Raw genomic sequence first — 22,859 nt, forward strand, 5'->3', positions numbered from 1 at the left:
CAGACCAAGTCGTTTATTGAAAACTTGAACGGAAAAATGTGCCTGCTTCAATATGGGTTCCATTAGGATACTCCTGTCTGGACTCCAGAATGGCCTGAATATATTGGGAATAGTCGTCGGCCAAGGCTGAATTTCTGGTAAGCTTCACACTAAATCCAGTTATATCACTACTTTGGATAGGGCCATCTGTAATGATATTATCAAACAGCTGGGCTTTGGAAAAAGACAATGAGGATTGACCTACACTATGAATCCTGTGATTGAAGGTATCATCGTAAATGTTGGATATAGGCCTTGAAAAATAGACCGTATTAAAATCATGATCGGACATGGATTCCAACGCTACAGCAATGGTATCCTCATTAATTAGGCTCGCTTCAAAGGCAGGTAAACTGAACACTTGATCATTTGGTAGCCCAAATCTACTAATCTGATAATGAAGGGGCCTATCGCTGCAGCATAGCATGAAAATATTTAGTTCATAAGTGTCAAAAATATCTGACGGATAGTACAATTCATTCACGAAACTCCTTCTCACGACGTCCAGAGATTTGACTTTTCTAACACCATTGTCCGTAGCAAATCCATTTAGGGCTACACTGGAACCGGTAAACACCGGAATTTCAACAGTCATTTTATTCTCTGCCAAAGACAAGGTTTGAAAATCCACTTCAATTTCGCTGTTCCTTTCAACCCCAGACTGATAGTAGTATCTGGGTTCGGTATCGTCCGGGCTTTGGAACAATCCGTAAAAATTACCAGGGTAGTCGGGCAGGGTTACCTCCATTTGATAACTACCGCCATCTGCCGAAGTTCCTGAAACGTCCGCCACGAACGAGTTTTGAGTTTCCAGAGGGAAACCAGTATTCGTTAGATTCAAATTAAACGTATCACCATTCCCATTTGCGGCCGGAGCATTCAAGACATAGCTCCCGGAGTCAACATCTGTAAAGGTTGTTAGTTCCGTCTCTACATTGAATTGGGTATCACGTTTTGTAACCAGGGTTATATCGTGGACAGCCGAAGTGTTGACTTCCAACTCTATGAGGTTGATGGAATTGTTGACCAAGGATTTTTCAACCAATACTTCTCCTAGTTCGTTGCTTAAATACAAGGTACCCTGATACGACTCATTAAAATAGTCCCCGTTGATCTGCAACGAAAAAGTAAAAATTTCGGTTTCCTCTTCCTCTTCTTCCTCCTCATTACCAGATTGTCCATCGTCATCGGAGCCATCGACGACCTCATCGTCCGTGGTACCCTTGGTATCCGAATCTGTTGAGCTGGTACTGCACGATAGGCAGATTAAAAGGCAATACAAGAAGATGGAAATCCTTTTCATTAGAACTTATATTTTCCTACAAGAAAAATATTTAATGTTCCATGGCAAAATAATTCGGTTGAAATGATAAAAATTCCACCAAAATCAAGATAATCGGCACATTAATTAGTCCCTGTTCAAATTTACCTGCTACCTCTGATCAGCAACAAAAGATCCTTTACCTGCGTCCAGTACATTTTTAGCAGTACTGCACAACATACAAATACCGCGATGGCCAGATAAAAGAGTAATCCCCCGTCCCCTTGTACTTCAACTCCCAAGCTAGTCAAATGGAAAAAGATGGCTCCAGAAATAATGCCAAGACCCATAAGCGCCCCAAGACCAACGGTTCTAGGCCATAAGAGCAAAATACTGGCCACCAATTCGGCCACTCCGCTACCATAGCGTCCCCAAGGTTCCATACCCACCTGTTCAAAAATATAGACGCTTTCCGGGGCTCCACTGAACTTGAAGAATAAGGTCTGAAGCAAAATTATGGCCGCGCCAATTCTGAGAATCCAGGAGATACTTTTTTTCATGATTTCATAGTTTGCATTACTTGGTCTGCCTCCCCCCTAACTGCCTTACACATTTGTGCTTTCTTTTTTGATCGCTGTAGTGACATTTCAGCAGGTGATGAATATGGAGATTTAATGCTACCTTTGAATCATGGGGTCAAGATCCAATAGTTATAAAGACAAAAAGGGTAGCAGTTGTAAACTTTGCAACCCCCACAAAAATGGTTGGGATCATCGGTTTAAGCCCAAGGACCGGGCTAGGATGCAAGCGGTAAATATGAACGACTTGACCAGACTTTAATCCAATCAGCCAAACTACTCGAAACGGAACACCGTTAATACCCCAGCATGATCCGAGGGAAACATTATAGGATGATAGTCCAACACTTTGGATTCTATGGCTTTTAAGGCCTTGCCTTGGTAGTAGATATAATCAATTCTATCCCGCAGACCGTATTTATCTGAAGAAGTTGCTGCCCTCGGGGTCCAAGTAAATCCAGGATCAAGCAATGGATCAATATGCAATTCGCGGTAGCTATCTATGAACCCGGCATTGACCATTTCCAAACTTACAGGCCATTTGACCACCTTATTGTAATGGATACCCTTTGTTTCCTCGGTCCAATCCAAATGGGAGCCCAAATTAAAATCCCCCGCCATAATTACCGCTGTTTCTCCTGAATCCTTCAGATATGGCGCTATTTCCTTTAAAATGGCCTTTACTTCGCCATGGCGCGTCTTTGCCTCGTCTTTGATCAAAGCCCTGGAAGTTTTATTGCCTTCAACAACTTCCTTCCCATAGTCTGGAAGGTAATGTAGCCAAGTGTCAAAGAATATAAGGTCTTTGTCACCGATTTGAAGTTTTGCCCCACCAAAATTAAAAGGTTTGAAAGCCGTAATGGTTTCGGTAATTGGATACCTGCTCATTATGGACAGGTTGGAGCTTATCAAATAAAAATAATAGCCAAGGGCATCGGCAATCAGTTCTCCGGAGCCATAGGTCTCAACCAATCCTATTACATCCGCATTGGTCGATTTAATTGTTTCTATAACCCGCTGCACTCCGACAACCTCACCATATCTGTGTCCACCGTGCCAAATATTCCAGGATAAAATTTTTAGATGTTGTGGTTGGAAATTCTTATCTGAATCCTGATCCACAGGAAAAAATTGGGTGAACTCCCCTTCCATTTCATCGGAAGTTATGGACCTATCCCAAATCTTCACCTCGTCCACATAACCGTTAAAGGCATTCCATTGCCCATAGGAACCATATTCCCATTTTTCATCGGACCCCCCAACTATGGTCGCAAGTTCCGTTTCAAAATCTCCAAGGTTAGGTGTATTGTAGATGGCCGTGTTTTTTCCGTCAAAGAACATCCATACCTCCTGTCTTTGGCGGTCTACGGTAAACGCTAATTGATGCCACTTCCCATCGTTTATGGCCTGCCTCCCTGGGGTGGGTCTGTATTCGTATTGGTTTTTCCCATCGTTGAGCAACAAGGCCCATGCCCCATTTTCACGGGAATAAATTTGCCAACCTTTGGTTGTACGGTCATTTGCCTTTTTGTTTCCCATAATGGGGGAACCCATAATCGCCCCAGGTATCGTGCGTACCCAAACTTGCACGGAGAATGATGTCTGATCAGAAAATTCAATCTGATTTTCTGGAGGCGGGACAACGGGTCTTCTCAAGGTCGCATTGGAAGAGAGGTCCAACGCTCTTCCGGATAAACCTTCAGCGTATTGGGATTGTAGGACATCAATCATGTAAACAGCCTCTTCGTTTGCAACGATGTTTTCCTCAAACCCGTAGGTATCAAAATCCAATTGAAAAACAGGCTCTTGGGCGCTTACCATGTTGACAAGGTGCAGAAAAGCCAAGACAGCTAATGTTCTTAGTATATTCATTTTAATAGGAATGTCATATCCAATCCCAGTCTTTTCTTTTCAGAACAAGGATGTGAACCAATACAACCGTCGACTTTAAACATTTTTACAATGCCTCCTTCATGATTACTTCAACCACTTCAGGGTTCAAAAGGGTGGAAATATCCCCAAGGTTGCTGGTATCTTTGGAAGCAATCTTTCGAAGGATTCGTCGCATGATTTTTCCACTTCGGGTCTTAGGTAGGCCTGGAACAAATTGAATTTTATCCAACTTGGCGATTGGGCCAATATGCTCGGTAATCATCTGGTTGATTTCCTTTTTCAGGTTATCACGGTCACGGGATTCCCCTGTTTCCTTCAAAATAACATATCCGTAAAGTGCATTTCCTTTGATGTCGTGTGGGAACCCAACGATGGCGGATTCTGCCACGGCTGGATGCTCATTGATAGCATCTTCTATGGGAGCAGTACCCAAATTATGTCCAGAAACAATGATCACATCGTCCACCCTTCCTGTAATCCGGTAATAGCCAACTTCATCTCGAAGAGCACCATCCCCAGTAAAATATTTGCCCTCAAAGGCCGAGAAATACGTATCCTTATACCGTTGGTGATCACCCCAAACCGTTCGCGCAATGGACGGCCACGGGAACTTGATACACAGACGTCCATCCACCTGATTGCCCTTGATTTCTTCCCCATGTTCATCCATAAGTGCTGGCTGTACCCCAGGCATGGGCAAAGTAGCGTAGGTGGGCTTCGTCGGTGTGGAAAAAGGTATCGGAGAAATAAGAATGCCTCCTGTTTCGGTCTGCCACCAGGTATCCACAATGGGGCATTTTTTCTCTCCCACATGGTCGTTATACCAGTGCCAGGCTTCTTCGTTGATTGGTTCTCCCACAGTACCTAAAACTTTTAGGCTAGACAGGTCATATTTAGTGACAAAATCCAAATTTTCTTTAGCCAAGGCCCTTATCGCCGTGGGCGCTGTATAGAACTGAGTCACTTTATGTTTTTGTACGATGTCCCAAAAACGTCCGAAATCGGGGTAAGAAGGTACTCCTTCGAACATTACACTGGTGGCTCCGTTGGCCAATGGGCCATAAACAATATAGGAATGTCCGGTAATCCATCCCACATCGGCTGTACACCAATAGACATCCTCTTCCCGATACTGAAACACGTTTTTAAATGTAAAGGCCGTGTAGACCATATAGCCTGCAGTTGTGTGCATCATTCCCTTGGGACGGCCGGTAGAACCTGATGTGTATAGAATAAATAAGGGGTCCTCTGCTTCCATTACCTCCGCTGGAAAGTCTGAGTATGCTTTATCCAACAAAGGTTGCAACCATTGATCCCTCCCATCTTCCATGTGTATTTTTGCCCCGGTACGTTGCGCCACCAAAACGGACTTTACTCCTGGACATTGGGTCAAGGCCTCATCCACGATTCCTTTTAGGTCGATGGTCTTTCCTCCACGATAAGAACCGTCGGAGGTCAATACCATTTTCGCATCGCAATCATTGATCCGGGTTGCCAAGGCGGTTGAAGAAAAACCAGCAAACACTACCGAATGGATAGCTCCGACACGGGCACAGGCCAAAACGGAAATCGCCAATTCCGGAATCATCGGTAGATAAATAATCACCCGATCTCCTTTTTTAACCCCGTTGTCCTTTAAAACATTGGCAAACTTACATACCCGCTCGTGGAGTTGGCGGTAAGTGATATGCTCTGCTTCTTCTTTTGGATCGTTGGGTTCAAAGAGAATGGCGGTTTTATTTCCGCGAATATGCAGGTGCCTGTCGATACAGTTTTCCGTGATGTTGAGTTGTGCCCCATCAAACCATTTGACTTCAGGTTTGGAAAAATCCCATTCCAGGACCGAGTTCCATTTCTTTCTCCAAACAAAATGTTCTTCTGCTACTTCTTCCCAAAATTCTTCTGGATTTCGGACGGATTTACGGTAGACTTGGAAATACTCTTCCAAATGTTTGATGTGGTAATTACTCATGCGTATGGTTTAGTTAATTCAGAACCTTAAAAATAGTAAAAAACCTACCTTTTTAATAGAGATTTGATATTTATCGACGTAGGGAATTTGGGTTGCCTTAAGCTACAGGAATGCGTCGACGAACGACCTGCACATAATGTGGAAATTCCAAGGTTACACTTGGTGTTTGCCACTAGTGATCAAGAGCTTCCCCTGCCCCACTCGGAATCCGAATATCCTCTACTATTTGTTGTACCTCTTCTGGTGGTGCAGCTGTGAAGCGAGAAATTAAAAGGGCCACGGCAAAATTTACCAACATGCCCATGGTTCCAAATCCTTCGGGAGAAATTCCAAACCACCAATCGTCCGGACCACTGGTTTCTGGATTTCCAATCCATCCCAGTTTAAATCGGGCAATGTAATAGGTGGTTATTCCAAGACCGGCTATCATACCGGCAATGGCCCCTTCGCGATTCATCCGTTTGCTGAAAATCCCCATTACGATGGCCGGGAAGAAGGACGAAGCTGCCAAACCAAAGGCCAACGCCACCACCGATGCCACAAAACCGGGCGGGTTGATCCCAAAATACCCTGCTACGATTACGGCCAAAACGGCGGATAAGCGGGCTATGAGCAACTCTTTTTTATCCGAAATATCCGGAGCGAATTGTTTCTTGATCAGATCGTGGGAGATGGAGGTGGAAATCACCAACAACAGTCCAGCTGCTGTGGATAGCGCTGCGGCCAAACCACCTGCCGCGACCAATGCGATAATCCAGTTGGGAAGTCCCGCAATTTCTGGATTGGCCAAGACCGTAATGTCCCTGTCTACATAAAGTTCATTGCGAGTATTACTGGGATTTGATATCAAACGTTCCCCCGAAGCACCTCTTTCCTCAGTAAAAAGGGGTTTTTTACCATCTATCGAAGATCCTGGCAGGTATTGGATTTTACCATCCTCATTTTTATCTGTCCAAGCTATCAACCCAGTTTCTTCCCACTTGGTAAACCAAGATGGAATTTCGGAGTATGGTGTATCCTCTACTGTTTCCATAAGGTTGGTCCGGGCAAAAACAGCAATGGCCGGAGCCGTCGTATACAGGATGGCTATAAATAGCAAAGCATATCCTGCAGACTTTCTCGCATCGCGAACCTTAGGAACGGTAAAAAACCGAATTATGACATGGGGTAAACCAGCAGTACCCAACATTAGTGCCGCGGTAATAAAGAAAACATCGGTTATAGATTTTGAACCGTCTGTATAGGCCGTAAAGCCCAGATCTGTCATTAAACCGTCCAATTTATCCAAAAGAAAGACCCCATCCTCTCCCGCAGAACCAAATCCGAGTTGCGGTATGGGGTTTCCGGTGGCCATGATCGAAATAAAAATAGCCGGAACCATAAAGGCAAATATGAGTACACAATATTGGGCCACCTGTGTATAGGTAATCCCTTTCATGCCCCCTAAAAAGGCATAGAACAAGACTACCGTCATTCCAATGTAGACGCCGGTGTTTACCTCAACATCCAAAAATCGGGAAAAGACGACCCCTACTCCGCGCATTTGGCCTGCTACATAGGTGAAGGAAACGAATAAGGCGGCAATTACCGCCACGGTACGGGCAACATTACTATAATAGCGGTCACCGATAAAATCAGGAACCGTGAACTTACCAAACTTTCGAAGATAGGGTGCCAATAACAGGGCCAAAAGCACATAGCCTCCGGTCCAACCCATTAAATAGACCGATCCGTCATAACCAGAGAAGGCAATTATTCCTGCCATTCCCAGAAATGAGGCCGCGGACATCCAATCGGCTGCGGTGGCCAATCCGTTTGCCAAGGGTGAGACACCTCCCCCGGCTACATAAAACTCCTTGGTCGAGGCAGCCCTTGACCAAATCGCAATTCCTATATACAATGCAAATGTAATCCCAACAATAATGAAGGTCCAAGTCTGAATTCCCATAATCTTATTCGTTTACGTTGTATTTTTTATCCAATTTGTTCATCAAACGAACGTATACGAAAATCAGAATGACAAATACGTAGATGGATCCCTGTTGGGCAAACCAAAACCCCAATTTAAATCCGCCTAAACGGATGGTGTTCAATTCGTCCACCAATAGAATTCCAAATCCATAGGAGACCAAGAACCAAATAAATAAAAGGATTGCTAGGTACCGGAGGTTTTCCTTCCAGTATTTTTTGCGAAGTGATGTTTCCATTTAAGGGTTGGTTTATTCTTGAAATATATGAATTCTCAAAAAACTACCCCTTGAAATTGGCTGATGTTCACAAAAAGGGACCTATTCTTGATATCTATGGAAGCTGCGCCAAGAAATCGGAAACATTGCTCCCAATACGTTCTTGGATATGGGATACGTCCGCTTTTTGAAACGTCTCTCCCGTGATGCTCTCGTAGAGTTCAATATAGCGCTCGGATACCGATTCAATATAGGCATCGTCCATTTCAGGAACGGATTGCCCTTCCAAACCCTGAAAACCATTGGATATCAACCACTGACGCACAAATTCCTTGGACAATTGTTTTTGGGATTCCCCTTTGGCCTGTCGTTCTTCATAGCCTTCCGCATAAAAATAGCGGGAAGAGTCCGGGGTGTGGATTTCATCGATAAGCACAATTTCACCATCCATGGTTTTGCCAAATTCGTATTTGGTGTCCACCAGTATCAATCCTCGTTCGGCGGCCAACTCCGTACCTCGCTGGAAAAGGGCTCGGGTATATTTTTCAAGTACCTCATAATCTTCCTTTGAAACAATGCCCCGTTCCAAGATTGCTTCTTTGGAAATATCTTCGTCGTGATCTCCTTTTTCCGCCTTGGTAGCTGGTGTAATGATGGGCTCTGGAAATTTGTCGTTTTCCTTCATCCCTTCGGGCATTGGAACACCGCAGAGTAGGCGTTTTCCTGCTTTGTACTCCCGAGCTGCATGACCTGACATGTATCCCCTTATCACCATTTCCACTTTAAACGGGTCGCAGGCTTTGCCCACAGCTACATTGGGGTCTGGGGTGGCCATAAGCCAATTGGGAACTATATCTTCTGTGGCTGCCATCATTTTGGTGGCAATTTGGTTCAAAATTTGACCTTTATAGGGAATTCCCTTGGGCATTACCACATCAAAAGCGGATAGGCGGTCCGTGGCAATCATGACCAAAATATCATCTTCCAAGGTGTAAACCTCCCTAACTTTTCCTTTATATACATGTTTTTGCTTTGGAAACTTGAAGTTGGTTTCCATAATGGTATTGGACATGCGCGCTTAGTTTTGGTGCTCAATATTCTTGTATGCGTCTATCACCTTTTTCACCAGTTTATGGCGAATCACATCTTTATCGTCCAGATAGATGATGCTGATGCCCTCCACATTTTTCAAGATCAAAAGCGCCTCTTTTAACCCAGAGATAACCCTTCTGGGAAGATCAATTTGGCCAGGGTCTCCAGTGAGCAAAAACTTGGCATTTTTGCCCATACGGGTAAGGAACATTTTCATTTGCGCATGGGTGGTGTTTTGCGCCTCATCCAAAATCACAAAGGCATTGTCCAATGTACGTCCCCGCATAAAGGCCATTGGAGCTATTTGAATGGTGCCGTCCTCAATGTACTTCTCCAACTTTTCCGCAGGAATCATATCACGAAGTGCATCGTACAAGGGCTGCATGTAAGGGTCCAACTTTTCCTTTAAATCCCCTGGAAGAAACCCAAGGTTCTCCCCTGCTTCCACAGCTGGTCTGGTCAAAATAATTCGTCGAACCTGTTTTTCCTTTAGGGCCTTGACCGCCAAAGCCACTCCCGTATAGGTCTTTCCAGTTCCCGCAGGACCGATGGCAAAGACCATGTCCTCTTTTTTGCAAGCGTCCACCAACTTTCGCTGGTTTACCGTCTGTGCCTTGATCAATCTTCCGCTAACCCCGTGCACCAAAACTTCACCACTGCTCTTGGACGAAGAAAGGTCTTCCTGACCATTGCTGGTCAAGACGCGTTCGATCATGTTTTCGTCCAGCTTGTTGTATTTGGCAAAATGGGTGGTTAGCATATCAAAGCGCCTATCGAACTCCTCCAAGAGCTCTTCGTCTCCGTATACCTTTATTTTGCTTCCGCGGGCAACAATTTTAAGTTTTGGGAAATATTTCTTCAGTAGTTCAATATTCTCATTCTGCTGCCCAAAAAAATCTTGTGGGCTAATCTCCGTCAGTTCAATTATCAGTTCGTTCAAAAAATGTGAGCTGTTTAAGGTTATTTTTGAAGAATTTTTTCTTTCTTATCATGTACTCAATTAAACTTCTTCATTTAGCTAAAAAATTTTCTTTTCGCTTTAATCCAAAAAATTTAATTGAGTTCACTTAATTTTATCCCACAAACTTAACCAAAAATCAATTTGAGCACTGAAAAACATATCAACAGTATTGCATGGCAATCATAACCTTAACTACAGATTTTGGACATAAAGACCACTTTGTAGGTGCTATAAAAGGGACCATCCTGAACAATCTTCCAGATGTGGATATTGTTGATATTTCGCATGCCATTAGCCCGTTTAACATTCAGGAATGCGCCTATGTGCTAAAAAATGCCTATCGCTCATTTCCTCCTGGAACCGTGCATATTGTGGGTGTGGATTCTGAACTTTCACCCGAAAACCAGCACATTGTGGTTCAGGTTGAGGATCAATACATCATCAGTGCCAATAATGGGGTCATCTCCTTGATCACTTCAGAATCAAATCCGGAGAAGGTCATGGAAATCGATATTCCCAATATTAATCCAAGCTCGTTTCCTGTGTTAAATGTCTTTGTGGAAGTGGCCTGTCATATCGCTCGAGGAGGAAAATTGGAAGTTATTGGAAAGCCATTTTCGGACTTGAAGGAGTTACGGGAATTTGAACCCCGTATTACCAACGAAGGCAAAAGCATTGTGGGCAACGTAATCTATATTGACAACTATGGCAATGTGATTACCAACATTCAACGAAGCCTTTTTGAGGCTTATAGAAACGGCAGGGATTTTGAGGTGATTGCAAGGACCAACAAAATCAAAGCCATCCACAACAGTTATAATGGCATCATCAACTTTCAGTTGGACCGGGGGCAACGCAAAGGCCCGGGAGATGCCTTGGCCCTGTTCAATTCCGCGGGCTATGTGGAGCTGGCGATATACAAAAGTGACCTTAAAACGGTGGGAGGGGCTTCTTCCCTATTGGGCCTTGGCTATAGGGACACGGTAACCATAAATTTTCTATAAATGTTGGTCCGTATTGTAAAGCTCACTTTCAAACCCGAAAATATTCCTAGTTTTGAACGGATTTTTCAAGCTTCGAGACCAAAAATATTGGAATTTGAAGGCTGTAACTTGGTGGAGGGTTATCAAGATTTAAAAAATCCATGTGTGTTTTTCACCTACAGCCATTGGGAACGGGAATCCAACCTTGAAAATTATCGGAATTCCGCGTTTTTCAAAGAAGTCTGGGCAAAGACCAAATTGTTGTTTGATGATAAGCCAGAGGCATGGAGCGTTCAAAAATTGACAATGGAAAATGGAAAGTGAAAAATTAAACTGGATTTTGCAAAACTACCTGTCGATACCTGAATTATTGATCATTGACAATTGTTTATTGATAATTGAATAGCATGTTTGCCATTTTTAAAAGAGAAGTCCTGTCATTTTTCACCTCCCCCATTGGGTATTTGATCATTGGCCTATTTTTATTATTGAACGGGCTTTTTCTTTGGGTTTTTAAAGGAGAATACAATGTTTTCGACTACGGGTTTGCCGATTTGGGAAACTTTTTTCTGCTCGCACCTTGGATCTTTATTTTTTTGGTTCCCGCGATAACCATGAAGAGCTTTTCGGAGGAACGCAAATCGGGTACCTTGGAACTCCTGCTCATTAAACCCCTTTCCGTTTGGAAATTGCTTTTAGGCAAATTTTTTGGGGCGATGTTCTTATGTGTCATGGCAATTCTCCCCACCCTCGTCTATGTGGTCGCCATCTCGAAATTGGGTATGGTGGAAGGAAATTATGACATTGGTGTTGTTTTGGGTTCTTATTTTGGGCTGTTGTTCTTGATCGCGACCTACACGGCCATCGGAATATTTACCTCCAATCTGTCCGAAAACCAAATTTTTGCCTTTATCCTGGGCACCGTACTGTGCTTTGTACTGTACAATGGATTTGATTCCTTGGCAACTTTGTTTTCATCAGGAGAAACACAACAAAATGTGATCAATTTGGGAGCAAAAGCCCATTTCGACAGCATTGCGCGTGGGGTTCTTGACACCAGGGATTTTATCTATTTTATCTCAATTTCTGCTTTGTTCCTCTTCCTAACCCATCGTCGTCTAAAACAAGTGCCCAAATGAAAGGAAAGTTTCTCATTTCCACCCTTGTGGTGTTGGTGGCCGTTTTGGCAATAAACTTTGTTGCTGGTTTTGTCTACACGCGTTTTGATTTAACTGAGGATAAGCGCTTCACGCTCTCCGAGCCCACCCTTGATCTTGTCCAACAATTTGAAAGTCCCGTAATCGTCGATGTTTTATTGGATGGGGAGATTCCCCCCGAGTTTTCTAAGTTAAAGACCGAGACCATACAGCTTTTGGAATCCTTTCGGTCCCGGAACAAGCATATCCGGTTCAATTTGGTAGATCCCCTAGAGGATGAAACCCAAACAAAACAGACCATTGCCGATCTACAGCGCATTGGATTGACCGCGGCCAATGTGACTGTGGAAGAAAATGGCAAGATGTCCCAAGAATTGGTTTTTCCTTGGGCTATGGTCAATTATCAGAACCAGACCGTTAAGGTTCCTCTTTTGAAGAACAAATTGGGCTCCTCTATGGAGGATCGTATCAACAATTCGGTGCAGCAATTGGAATATGCCTTTGCGGATGCTTTCACCAAACTTTCCATATCAGTTAAGAAACGTGTGGCCGTGATCAAGGGCAATGGAGAGTTGGAGGACCTATACCTTGCAGATTATTTAACCACGATTAGAGACTATTACAATATTGGCGCCATAACTTTGGATTCTGTGGCCACAAATCCGCAGAAGGTGTTGGACCAACTCAATGGCTTTGACCTGGCCATCATTGCCAAACCAACCGAAGCGTTCACTGATGAGGAGAAATATGTAATGGACCAGTTTGTGGTAAACGGAGGTAAATCCATTTGGCTTATGGATCAGGTTGCCATGGAGTTGGACAGTATTTTTGAAGGTGGCGGAAGTGCCGTGGCCATTCCGAGGGAACTCAATCTCAAGGATTTTTTCTTTAAATACGGAATACGCATCAATCCGGTTTTGGTCAATGATCTATACTTCACCCAAATTGTGTTGGCCTCGGGCGATGGAAACGATTCGCAATATAATCCTGTACCGTGGTATTACAATCCCATGGTATTTTCAAAAAACGACCATCCTGTAAATACAAATATTGAGGCGGTTCGGTATCAGTTTGCAAGTACCATCGATGTCCTGGAAAACGATTACGAGCATACGGTTTTGCTTTACAGTTCACCCTTATCCAAAACCGAAGGGGCTCCCAAACAAATAGGTCTCAACATTTTGAATCTCCCGCCAAATCAGGAATCCTATACCGAGGGTAACCATCCCCTAGCGGTCCTTGTTGAGGGAAGCTTTACCTCTGTTTTTAAAAATAGGATCAAGCCTTTGGAGCTCAATGCTTCCGTTGAAGAGGGGCCAGAAAACAAAATGATCGTGATTTCCGATGGAGATCTCATCAAAAATCAGCTTAGGAATGGAGTTCCGTTGGAATTGGGGTATGACAAGTGGACCAATAGTACCTACGGAAACAAGGAGTTTTTGGTGAATTGCATCAATTTTCTTTTGGACGACACGGGACTTATAAACATTCGGAACAAAAGGGTGGCGATTCCGCTGTTGGATGTAGAAAAAATCGCAGCGCAAAAAAGGAAATGGCAAATCATAAATATTGGTATCCCAATACTTTTGACCTTGTTGGCAGGGGTTATCATTGGGCGATTTCGAAAGCGCAAATTTGCCGCTTAGCTGTTGATAAGTTTGTTTCTTTGCTAAATCCTTTTAAGATATATTTGTTTTTATCCATTTTGAAAGCCTGTTCGGCCAAGAAAACCCAGCAGGAAACCATGTTTTAAAGAATTTCTTCAATGAAGTTTATCGTATCCAGTACATATTTATTAAAGCAATTACAAGTTTTGGGCGGTGTGATCAACAACAGCAATACGCTACCCATTTTGGACAACTTTTTATTTGACCTAAAACAAAACAAGCTCACTGTTTCGGCTTCGGACTTGGAAACGACCATGAGCTCCGTTCTCGAAGTGGATTCTGATGCTGAGGGAGCCATAGCCGTTCCTGCGAGGCTATTGTTGGATACCTTAAAGACTTTTCCAGAACAACCCTTGACCTTTGTGGTCGAGGACAACAACACCGTGGAGATCAGTTCCAACCATGGTAAATACGCCCTGGCCTATGCTGATGGTGCCGAATTTCCCAAGGCCGTGGAAGTGTCCAATCCAAGTACCACAACCTTGCTTGGGGATATCTTGGCTTCTGCCATAAACAAAACCATTTTTGCGGCGGGTAACGATGACCTTAGGCCTGTTATGAGTGGGGTCTTCTTTCAGTTTTCAACGGAAAACCTAACCTTTGTGGCCACTGATGCCCATAAACTGGTCAAGTACCAACGTAACGATGTCAGCGCTTCCCAGGTGGCGGAATTCATTATGCCCAAAAAGCCCCTTAATCTTTTGAAGGGAATTTTGGCGGGTTCCGAAACTGAAGTGACCATTGAGTACAATGATAGCAATGCCAAGTTTATTTTTGATAACTCTGAGTTGATCTGCAGACTTATTGATGGAAAATACCCCAACTATGAAGCAGTGATTCCCAAGGAGAATCCAAATAAGCTATCTATTTCAAGAAATCAATTTTTGGGTTCGGTGCGTAGGGTTTCCATTTTCTCCAACAAGACCACCCATCAAATTCGATTGAAAATTGCCGGAGCCGAATTAAATATTTCTGCCGAAGATGTAGACTACAGCAACAAGGCCGAAGAACGGCTGTCCTGTTCCTACCAAGGTGATGACATGCAAATCGGGTTTAATTCCAGATTTTTATTGGAAATGCTCAATAACCTCAACTCCGAGGATGTATCGTTGGAAATGAGCTTGCCCAACCGTGCGGGGATTTTAACTCCTGTTGACGGACTTGACGAAGGGGAGCACGTGACCATGTTGGTTATGCCAGTCATGTTGAATAATTAAAGATTATTCCTACGTAATATAGTTTTTCTTTTATTTTTTCTTGATAATCGAGGTGCTTTGTCGAGTAATTCCGGTACTTGGCGCACAAATGTTAAATTATCCTAAAGGCTTAAGTATTTTGGGGTTTCATAATCTATTATCAATCTTAAGATTAGAAAATATGAAGAAACTAGCACTCTATTTATTAGCCGTTTCTACATTGACTTTTACCTCTTGCGAAGTTGAGCCAGTTGGTGAAGAAGGTCTTGAAAGTGTAGAAGGAAAATGGCGCAAAAACAAGAAGAAGAAAAAGAAGCGTAAACGCAACAGGGAAAATGAAGAATGCACGGTAAGTGTTCTTCCAGAATTACCTGCCATGGTAAACGCATGTACCACCGCTAAAGGAGTAAATGCGAACAACATTTATTTTGATTTGACCATTAATGATACCTCTTTGGCTGGCGACTATGGAGCTTGGTGTGTAGACGTTGATTTATCACTTACTGGAAACGAATGCTTTGATGCAGATGTGTATTCCAGTTATGCTGAATTACCAGCTGGCGCGTTTGAAAACCCAGATAATTTTGATTTGATCAATTGGATCATCAACCAAAATTATATAGGTATGGATAGTTCAAGTGGGGAGACCTACACTTTTGGAGATGTACAATGGGCCATTTGGGAACTTATTGACAATCAAAACTGTGTTGCTTGCGCTTTCTTAGGAGACGACTGGAGCGTAACCAAAGGTCAGGAAATTGTAGATGCAGCCCTTGCCAGTGGCGAAGGCTTTGAGCCAGGAGAAGGTCAACTTTTAGCAGTTGTTCTTATTCCTACCAACAACAGACAACCTGTGTTTATTTCCATTCCATTGGAATGTGAATCAGAGCCCAAAGGTGGTTGCGAAACTGCATTTGCCAGAGGTAACGATGGTAACACTTGTTTCCGGGATGAAGGATTTAGCCGCTGGGGTTGGACAATTGGTCCACTATCCGAAGGAGCAGATGAGTCCTATGACATTTACGCTGGAGCTGGTCAATGTGATATTTCAAAAGGAGAACTAGTTGGTACTGTCGATGTCTCTTATGAAGATGGTGAGGTAACTGTAGTCTATAACATCGATGATGCTTACGACGTACAGGAAACCCATACTTATGCCGGTAACGAAATGTTCCCAATAAACAGAAGAGGAAATTATACGGTTGCTCCTGGGAAGTATGAAATTGAAGAAGATCTAAGTGGTGACATTTATGTAATAGCGCATGCAGTTGTTTGTAGTGGTGAAGGTGATGATGATGACGACGAATGGGATGAAGATTAGGAACTAGTCACAAATCAGTTTCTAGAATTGATCATATTACTATTGAAGGGCGATTAAATCGCCCTTCTTTTTTATATAAATGGGATGGTAAGAAAACTTGATGGTGGCTCACCATTGGCCGCTTTTATAGCATTTACTATGGGTAAAACAAATCCAAGAATTGCAACTCCTAATAGACCAAGAAGACCCAAACCTATCAACAATATGGCGGGGATACTTACAATGATGTAAAGCAACAGGCTCAATTGTAGATTAATTATTGCCTTACCATGCTCGTCCATGCCTTCAACGGTCTTTCTAGAGGAAATCCAAATTATAAGAGGGACGATAAAACCTCCAAACCCTGTTACGTAATGTAGCAACTGGGTAAGATGCGCAACAGCCAGCAATGTGTTGTCCGTTCTAACTACTTTTTGATTAATTACTTCCATTTTTTGATTGATTTTGATGATGTACTATATCAGTATCATTATCATCAAAAATGTTACAATATTCAAAATGAATGGATAGGGTATGGACTATTTCAACGGATTAAAGTTATTAAGAGGTTGCCGGTTCTTTGTGGAAGTGGTTAACAATCTTTTTTCGTTTTCCAGAAGACAGCAGTGGAATTTCTTCAACATAAGAAAACCGAATCTTGGCATCCTCGCCCAAATAGGTTCTAAAGTAATTTACAATTTCCTCTTCTGGAACATCCTTCGGGTTTCCATTTAATTTAAAGAGATACTCTGTTTTCTTTGTCTGGATAAATTGAAACTGCCTAATCTTTGAAAAGTCCAGCACCATATAGAAAATAAAGGGGGATACTATTTCTCCAGAAGTATTGTAAATAGAGTCCATTCGCCTTCCATAAATCTTGGACAAATAAGGTAAACCATCCTTGGATTCCTCATAAATGGCCATATCCCCGGTATCGTACCGAATCATGGGCATGGAATAATTAAACAGATCCGTTACCACTATTCTGCCCAAACCACCGCTTTCTACATGTTTATCGGAATGGAGTTCCAAAATTTCAAAATGGTAGCTCGCCCAATTTAAAAGGTATTTACCATTGCTGCCTTGGGTTTGTTGAGCTAAAATGCCATTTTCCTGATTGGAATACCGTTCAAAAACTGGAGCTTTGAAATAATCGGACATCCGCTTTCGCTCATGTTTTTTTAGGGCCTCTGCCATAGAAATCACACAATCCACATTCTTAACACTCAGCGGTTGTTCCTGCCCATCCAGATAATCGCACAATTCTTCAAAAAAAGAGGGGTATCCCAAAATGGTCTTAGGAGATTTATGTTTTTGGATTCTGGACACTAGGCTTTTTAGTTCCTTTCTCGATGTGTCCATCACATTGTGCGCAAAAATGTTCTGAACAAAAGTCTCCCATTTGCTTTTGGCATTGGTATGGTCCCAAAGTTTGATATAGAAAAGCTTATTGCCAATGGCACCACCCGCTTGTTGCGTAAAATAAATTACATCCGCTGTGTTTCGGGTGCGTTTGCTATTATTTTGATAGATGCTAAATGGAATTCCCGTAGAACCGCTACTGGATGCCTTGTACAATTTCGAAACCTCAAATTGGTCAGATTTAAAATCATCGTAATGATTCAAAATTGTATTCTTATCAATGATCGGAAAATCTTCGAGATTTGCAAGATTGCCCAATTCACCATAAAAGGACGTTGTTTTGGTCGCATGGGCAAGCAATTTGTCCAAATTTAACTTTCTACGGTGCTGTATGGACACATCTTGGGGATAGCTATGGATTTCCTTGATTTCCTTGTAGTGACGCTTGGTGGTTCCTCCTTGGAGCGTATCCAATAACCAAAATATTTTGCGACGTGCGATTTGAGATAAATGGGGCATCTTTACCAGTTTTTACACAATCCGTAATAAAAGTAGCTATCTTTTTAACGAGGCAATCCGCAAATTGTTTTTTTTATATTGTTTTTATCGCTCAATTTGGCACGATAAGAGAAATCCCCTACACCTTTTCCATAGAATGAATTCGTATTTTTACCCCTATGCACAATTCAGATAACATAGTGGCGATGGCCACTCCTCCGGGTACTGGTGCAATAGCTGTTATTCGAGTTTCCGGGGCCGAGGCAATCAACTTGGTTTCCAATCTTTTCGAATCTGTGAAAGCCAAAAGCCTTAGGGAACAGCAAAGTCATACCATACATCTTGGCCATATCGTTGATCAGAAGAAAGTGCTGGATAAGGTTTTAGTTTCCGTGTTCAAAGCACCGCATTCCTATACCGGGGAAAACGTGGTTGAAATTTCCTGTCATGGGTCGCCTTATATCCAGCAGCAAATATTGCAACTATTGTTAAGGTCCGGTTGTAGGATGGCCACCGCGGGTGAATTTACCTTACGTGCATTTTTAAACGGTAAAATGGATTTGAGCCAGGCGGAAGCCGTAGCAGACCTTATTGCCAGTGATAGTGAGGCCTCCCATGAAATAGCCATACAACAAATGCGGGGAGGATTCAGTAACGAAATCCAAAAGTTACGGGAGGAACTCCTGAATTTTGCATCCCTTATCGAATTGGAGCTGGATTTTTCCCAAGAGGATGTGGAATTTGCCGACCGCTCACAGTTTAATGCACTCCTCAATCGCATTTCCGAAGTCTTAAAAAAACTGATAGATTCCTTTGCGGTGGGCAATGTCATTAAGAATGGAATTCCAATTGCCATTGTGGGCAAACCGAACGTGGGCAAATCAACATTGCTCAATGCTTTGTTGAATGAGGAAAGAGCCATTGTGAGCAATATTCCTGGAACGACCCGGGATACGGTTGAGGACCAAATAAACTTGGGTGGAATCAATTTTCGGTTTATTGATACGGCTGGAATTCGGGAAACACAGGATGTTGTTGAGAAAATTGGGATTGAAAAAACTTTTGATAAGATAGAAAACGCCAAACTGATCCTATTCCTTTTTCATGGCATGGATGTTGACCTGGTTGAGTTAGAGGAAATGCGCAACAAATATCCGAATAAGGAAGTATTGCCTATTTGCAACAAGGTTGATCTTTTGACCAAAACCCAGCAACAACAGCTGAGCAAATCCATTCCAGACCTATTGTTCCTTTCTGCCAAGGACAAAACAGGAATTCCTGAACTGGAACAAAAACTATCTTCCTTAGTAAGTTCGGGTACACTAACTGGGGACTCGACCATAGTTGCCAACAGTCGACATTACGACGCCTTATTAAAGTCTTTGGAAGAAATCCAGAAGGTAAAGGAAGGGATGGAAATGGGAATTTCGAGCGATCTGTTGTCAATAGATATTCGCCAAGCCTTGTATCATCTTGGTGAAATTACGGGCAGTGTCACAACCGATGATTTGCTAGGAAATATTTTTTCCAATTTTTGCATCGGGAAATAGCATTAGATCAAGTCTAGATATGCCTTATCTTTGGATTCCAAATTTTATGCATGTTCAGCATTTTTAGAAGGAAAGTTTTTTTGGTGGATTATCTGCATGGGTTAATCGACATCCACAATCATATTTTGCCAGGGATAGATGATGGTGCCAAAAACACAGATGAATCCTTAGCCATGATCAAGGCGTTTGCTGAATTTGGGGTTAAAAATTTCGTGTTCACCCCGCACATTATGAACCATTACTACCCCAATACCCCTAAAACCATAATGGCATCTTATGAAATTTTGCAGGAGGCAATTGACAAATCGGGGATACAAGATGTAAGAACAGCCTATGCCGCGGAACACATGGTCGACGATGAGTTTGAAGCCCTCCTTAAAGCCAACAACATTGTTTCGCTCAAAAGCCAGCATCTGTTGATCGAGATGTCGTATCTGCAGCCTTCATTCGGTTTTGACCATGCGGTAAGAAAAATCTTGGAACGACCCTATTTTCCTGTTTTAGCCCATCCTGAGCGATATAATTATTACCATAAAGAGCCTGAGGTATACAAAGAATTAAAAAGCCAGGGGGTGCAATTTCAACTAAACTTACTTTCCCTTTCTGGATACTATGGCTCTGAAATTCAGAAAATGGCGGTAAAACTGTTGAATGAAGGACTGATTGACTACTGTGCCTCGGATGCCCATAATATGAAACATATTGAGGCTATCAAGGAAATTAGGATATCTCGAAAAGTGCTCAGTAAAATTTTACCTGTGGTGGAAAATACTATTCAAACCTTTTTCTGATCAGGAAAAGCTCCACCATTTCTTAACTGTTTTGCCGTAACCATAACCATATTTGCCACCGTATCCCAAATTGGAATCCTTAACCCCATTCACCACAAAAGAAAGGTTTTTCAACTTTTTCTCTTTTTGTAGTTTCATCGGGTATCCCAAGACACGCTCGTCGGTTACACCTGCCTTTGTTACATAAACAGTCTGGTTGGCGTGCTCGTTGATCAGTAAGGTATCAGTAACGGGCAGCATAGGTGCGGAATCAATGATCACATAATCATATTTAAGGGCACAGTCTTCCACAAGCTCTTTAAACCTGTCACTCATTAATAATTCTGCTGGATTTGGCGGAATCTTTCCTGAAAATATGATATCCACATGGGCATCATTTACTTGCACAGGGGTAACAATGTCATGGATCTCGACACGATCATTGTGTAAATACTCGGTAAGGCCGGTCAAGTCTTTCCTCCTTTTATTTACACCGTTTATGTTCACGCTAAGGTCGGAATAAAAATCATAGAGTTTTGGATTCCGAATATCCGCTCCAATAAGCAATACATTCTTTTTGGTACTGGCAAACACCATGGCCAAGTTCGAGGACAAAAAGGTCTTTCCTTCACCAGGAACACTTGATGTTACCAAAATAACCCCACCTCGGTTGGGTTTTACATTCTTTTTCAGCACATAATCCAAGTTGGTTCTAAGAATCCTTAGAGATTCGCCAAGTACGGAACGGTCCACGCTGGAAATAAGCTTGCTGTCCTTTTTGCCCAATTTGGGAAGTTCAGCCAGAACAGGGGCTTTGCTTTCAATTGTTTTTTCCAATCCGATTTTATTATGCACTTTATTGTCCAACATATCCCGCACATAAATAATCGAGAATGGAATCAATAATCCCAAAATAAAGGAAGCTAAATAAATGGCCTTCTTTTTAGGAGAGACCGGAAAGTTGGAACCATAAGCGGAATCTATTACCTTGGATTTGGGAGAGGCTGATGCAAATGTAATTTGGGATTCCTCTCTTTTTTGTAATAAATAAAGGTATAGGGATTCTGTGGTTTGCTGTCTCCGTGTTATATCCCTTAAGGCTCTTTCATTGCTGGGAGCCGCATAGATCCGTGAGTTAATTTGGGACAATTGTTTACTTAAACTGTTCACCTGAAGGTTTAAGTTGTTGGTAACATTGTTTAAGCTGGATTGCATTCCCTTTCTTAAATCGTCCAATTGCTGATCCAATTTAACGATAACCGGGTTTTTTTCATTGGAACTTTCCAACAACCTATTTCTTTGGGCCACCAATTCATTGTACCGCATTGCCGTACTTGAAATTCCTTGATCTGCAAGCCCTACTTCCGGGATGATATCGAACCCGTCCTGCCCATCGATCAATTCCCTCATTGAACTGGCTATGCTCAGTTGGATATTAGCATTCTGGAGTTCTTGCTCACTAGCAGCACTCATGTTGAAATTCACGTTTGCCTGTGATCCCAAATCGGCAATACCCCTACTTGTTTTAAAGGTCTCGGCCGATTCATCCACCGATGATAAATTGGAATATATTTCAGAAATACGATCATTGATAAATCTGGTAGTTCTATCGGCAATGGCTTTTTTGTCAGCCACCGCATTGGAATTGTTCACCCCTATCAATTCGTTGATGATGTCTATGGCCCTCTGCTCAATGGGGTCGGTAAGACTAATATTGATAATGTTGGACAACTTTTTATCGTTGGCATTGATCAAGGTTTTCTTTCGATACCTATCGGCCACAAATTCAACTGGATTGATAACCACTTGCATCTGTTGGCCTTGGTAGGCTGACAGGTTCGCTTTTGGAGTTAAAATAATATCTCCGATGGGTGTTGGTACCTTATCCCCAAAATCATGCTTTTTTTCCGCTGCGTCCTCTTTCTCCTTAAAGCCAAAGGAAGTTCCTGAAAGCACTTTTACGTAAAAATTGTATTTGGCGTTTCCTACAATGGAGTCGTTCGATAGAAAATTGACAGAGAATGGGATATTTTCTTTTCTGTAAATCTCGGTGTTCTTAATACTGCCCATAACAAAATATTGAATATTTAAATCCAACATTTTTGCAATATGGATAAAGTTGTCCCGAGCTGCCAAAAGTTCAGTCTCGTCCTCAATTTTGGCCTTTCCGGAAGAGAATATATCCAAATCGTCCAAAACACTTAACTCTGATGCTTGGTTGGATTCTTCCAAAATTTGGATTTTGGCTGTAGCACTGTACTCAGGTACTGTGTATCTTAAATACAAGACGGCGAGGGAAATACTTATTATCACAGAAATCAAGAACCATTTCCAATTTCTGAGACATATATCCAACAGCGCTTTCAGGTCCAATTCAGAGGTGCTCGACGACAT

General features: G+C 42.5%; 19 protein-coding genes. 8 read left to right on the plus strand and 11 right to left on the minus strand.

What is annotated here, in order from left to right; all coding sequences use genetic code 11:
- Positions 1-13: 13 nt before the first annotated feature.
- The 8 genes from M3P07_RS06865 to M3P07_RS06900 all read right to left on the minus strand — a co-directional run bounded on the left by M3P07_RS06865 (position 14) and on the right by M3P07_RS06900 (position 9,961).
- Positions 14-1,342: a hypothetical protein gene (locus tag M3P07_RS06865; protein WP_249969155.1), complete on the minus strand. Its 1,329-nt coding sequence runs from the start codon at positions 1,340-1,342 to the stop codon at positions 14-16.
- Positions 1,343-1,464: 122 nt separating this feature from the next.
- The gene (locus M3P07_RS06870) at positions 1,465-1,860 is read right to left on the minus strand and encodes a DoxX family membrane protein (protein ID WP_249969156.1); all 396 of its coding nucleotides are present in this window, start codon (positions 1,858-1,860) and stop codon (positions 1,465-1,467) included.
- Between the two features lie 294 nt (positions 1,861-2,154).
- On the minus strand, positions 2,155-3,750 hold the full coding sequence (locus M3P07_RS06875; RefSeq protein ID WP_249969157.1) for an endonuclease/exonuclease/phosphatase family protein: 1,596 nt from the start codon (positions 3,748-3,750) through the stop codon (positions 2,155-2,157).
- Positions 3,751-3,835: 85 nt separating this feature from the next.
- The gene (gene acs, locus M3P07_RS06880) at positions 3,836-5,743 is read right to left on the minus strand and encodes an acetate--CoA ligase (RefSeq protein ID WP_249969158.1); all 1,908 of its coding nucleotides are present in this window, start codon (positions 5,741-5,743) and stop codon (positions 3,836-3,838) included.
- Between the two features lie 172 nt (positions 5,744-5,915).
- Complete coding sequence (locus tag M3P07_RS06885; RefSeq protein WP_249969159.1) at positions 5,916-7,691, minus strand: sodium:solute symporter family protein; 1,776 nt, start codon at positions 7,689-7,691, stop codon at positions 5,916-5,918.
- A gap of 4 nt (positions 7,692-7,695) precedes the next feature.
- Positions 7,696-7,950, minus strand: a complete 255-nt coding sequence (locus M3P07_RS06890; RefSeq protein WP_249969160.1) for a DUF4212 domain-containing protein — start codon at positions 7,948-7,950, stop codon at positions 7,696-7,698.
- 94 nt (positions 7,951-8,044) lie between these two features.
- A complete protein-coding gene (locus M3P07_RS06895; protein ID WP_249969161.1) occupies positions 8,045-9,001 on the minus strand; it encodes a phosphoribosylaminoimidazolesuccinocarboxamide synthase in 957 nt (318 codons plus the stop codon).
- A 6-nt stretch (positions 9,002-9,007) separates the two neighbouring features.
- Positions 9,008-9,961, minus strand: coding sequence for a PhoH family protein (locus M3P07_RS06900; RefSeq protein ID WP_249969162.1), 954 nt, complete (start codon positions 9,959-9,961; stop codon positions 9,008-9,010).
- A 194-nt stretch (positions 9,962-10,155) separates the two neighbouring features.
- Between M3P07_RS06900 and M3P07_RS06905 the strand changes: the two genes are divergently transcribed.
- From M3P07_RS06905 to M3P07_RS06930, 6 genes are all read left to right on the plus strand, one after another.
- On the plus strand, positions 10,156-10,986 hold the full coding sequence (locus tag M3P07_RS06905) for an SAM hydrolase/SAM-dependent halogenase family protein (RefSeq protein WP_249969163.1): 831 nt from the start codon (positions 10,156-10,158) through the stop codon (positions 10,984-10,986).
- Positions 10,987-11,289 carry a putative quinol monooxygenase gene (locus M3P07_RS06910; RefSeq protein WP_249969164.1) on the plus strand — a complete coding sequence of 101 codons (303 nt, stop codon included), beginning with the start codon at positions 10,987-10,989 and terminating at the stop codon, positions 11,287-11,289.
- 83 nt (positions 11,290-11,372) lie between these two features.
- Positions 11,373-12,104: a gliding motility-associated ABC transporter permease subunit GldF gene (gldF, locus tag M3P07_RS06915; protein ID WP_249969165.1), complete on the plus strand. Its 732-nt coding sequence runs from the start codon at positions 11,373-11,375 to the stop codon at positions 12,102-12,104.
- Entirely contained in the window at positions 12,101-13,768 is a 1,668-nt protein-coding gene (gldG, locus tag M3P07_RS06920; RefSeq protein ID WP_249969166.1) for a gliding motility-associated ABC transporter substrate-binding protein GldG, read from the plus strand. Before gldF ends, gldG begins: the two co-directional genes overlap by 4 nt.
- A 119-nt stretch (positions 13,769-13,887) precedes the next feature.
- Complete coding sequence (gene dnaN, locus M3P07_RS06925) at positions 13,888-15,006, plus strand: DNA polymerase III subunit beta (protein ID WP_249969167.1); 1,119 nt, start codon at positions 13,888-13,890, stop codon at positions 15,004-15,006.
- Between the two features lie 160 nt (positions 15,007-15,166).
- Complete coding sequence (locus tag M3P07_RS06930; protein ID WP_249969168.1) at positions 15,167-16,306, plus strand: thioester domain-containing protein; 1,140 nt, start codon at positions 15,167-15,169, stop codon at positions 16,304-16,306.
- Positions 16,307-16,377: 71 nt separating this feature from the next.
- On the opposite strand, the gene M3P07_RS06935 is transcribed toward M3P07_RS06930, so the two are convergent.
- Positions 16,378-16,737: a DUF4870 domain-containing protein gene (locus M3P07_RS06935; RefSeq protein WP_249969169.1), complete on the minus strand. Its 360-nt coding sequence runs from the start codon at positions 16,735-16,737 to the stop codon at positions 16,378-16,380.
- Positions 16,738-16,846: 109 nt separating this feature from the next.
- Entirely contained in the window at positions 16,847-18,166 is a 1,320-nt protein-coding gene (locus tag M3P07_RS06940; protein WP_249969170.1) for a phenylacetate--CoA ligase family protein, read from the minus strand.
- Positions 18,167-18,324: 158 nt separating this feature from the next.
- Here M3P07_RS06940 and mnmE point away from each other — a divergent pair, with 158 nt between their 5' ends.
- Both mnmE and M3P07_RS06950 read left to right on the plus strand, forming a co-directional pair.
- Complete coding sequence (gene mnmE, locus M3P07_RS06945) at positions 18,325-19,695, plus strand: tRNA uridine-5-carboxymethylaminomethyl(34) synthesis GTPase MnmE (RefSeq protein ID WP_249969171.1); 1,371 nt, start codon at positions 18,325-18,327, stop codon at positions 19,693-19,695.
- Positions 19,696-19,745: 50 nt separating this feature from the next.
- Entirely contained in the window at positions 19,746-20,486 is a 741-nt protein-coding gene (locus M3P07_RS06950) for a tyrosine-protein phosphatase (protein ID WP_249969172.1), read from the plus strand.
- Here the strand turns inward: M3P07_RS06950 and M3P07_RS06955 are convergent, their stop codons facing one another.
- A complete protein-coding gene (locus M3P07_RS06955) occupies positions 20,487-22,859 on the minus strand; it encodes a GumC family protein (protein WP_249969173.1) in 2,373 nt (790 codons plus the stop codon). It lies immediately after the preceding gene.

Origin of the sequence: Flagellimonas myxillae (assembly GCF_023502235.1) — a bacterium.
Taxonomy (GTDB): Bacteria; Bacteroidota; Bacteroidia; order Flavobacteriales; family Flavobacteriaceae; genus Flagellimonas; species Flagellimonas myxillae.

Excerpts from the sequence above, each read along its gene's own strand:
- dnaN (WP_249969167.1), top strand. The coding sequence starts at position 13,888 with ATGAAGTTTATCGTATCCAGTACATATTTATTAAAGCAATTACAAGTT.
- M3P07_RS06870 (WP_249969156.1), bottom strand. The coding sequence starts at position 1,860 with ATGAAAAAAAGTATCTCCTGGATTCTCAGAATTGGCGCGGCCATAATT.
- M3P07_RS06890 (WP_249969160.1), bottom strand. The coding sequence starts at position 7,950 with ATGGAAACATCACTTCGCAAAAAATACTGGAAGGAAAACCTCCGGTAC.
- gldG (WP_249969166.1), top strand. The coding sequence starts at position 12,101 with ATGAAAGGAAAGTTTCTCATTTCCACCCTTGTGGTGTTGGTGGCCGTT.
- M3P07_RS06950 (WP_249969172.1), top strand. The coding sequence starts at position 19,746 with ATGTTCAGCATTTTTAGAAGGAAAGTTTTTTTGGTGGATTATCTGCAT.
- M3P07_RS06885 (WP_249969159.1), bottom strand. The coding sequence starts at position 7,691 with ATGGGAATTCAGACTTGGACCTTCATTATTGTTGGGATTACATTTGCA.
- M3P07_RS06910 (WP_249969164.1), top strand. The coding sequence starts at position 10,987 with ATGTTGGTCCGTATTGTAAAGCTCACTTTCAAACCCGAAAATATTCCT.
- M3P07_RS06875 (WP_249969157.1), bottom strand. The coding sequence starts at position 3,750 with ATGAATATACTAAGAACATTAGCTGTCTTGGCTTTTCTGCACCTTGTC.
- M3P07_RS06930 (WP_249969168.1), top strand. The coding sequence starts at position 15,167 with ATGAAGAAACTAGCACTCTATTTATTAGCCGTTTCTACATTGACTTTT.
- M3P07_RS06955 (WP_249969173.1), bottom strand. The coding sequence starts at position 22,859 with ATGTCGTCGAGCACCTCTGAATTGGACCTGAAAGCGCTGTTGGATATA.
- gldF (WP_249969165.1), top strand. The coding sequence starts at position 11,373 with ATGTTTGCCATTTTTAAAAGAGAAGTCCTGTCATTTTTCACCTCCCCC.
- M3P07_RS06905 (WP_249969163.1), top strand. The coding sequence starts at position 10,156 with ATGGCAATCATAACCTTAACTACAGATTTTGGACATAAAGACCACTTT.
- acs (WP_249969158.1), bottom strand. The coding sequence starts at position 5,743 with ATGAGTAATTACCACATCAAACATTTGGAAGAGTATTTCCAAGTCTAC.
- M3P07_RS06895 (WP_249969161.1), bottom strand. The coding sequence starts at position 9,001 with ATGTCCAATACCATTATGGAAACCAACTTCAAGTTTCCAAAGCAAAAA.
- M3P07_RS06865 (WP_249969155.1), bottom strand. The coding sequence starts at position 1,342 with ATGAAAAGGATTTCCATCTTCTTGTATTGCCTTTTAATCTGCCTATCG.
- mnmE (WP_249969171.1), top strand. The coding sequence starts at position 18,325 with ATGCACAATTCAGATAACATAGTGGCGATGGCCACTCCTCCGGGTACT.
- M3P07_RS06935 (WP_249969169.1), bottom strand. The coding sequence starts at position 16,737 with ATGGAAGTAATTAATCAAAAAGTAGTTAGAACGGACAACACATTGCTG.
- M3P07_RS06940 (WP_249969170.1), bottom strand. The coding sequence starts at position 18,166 with ATGCCCCATTTATCTCAAATCGCACGTCGCAAAATATTTTGGTTATTG.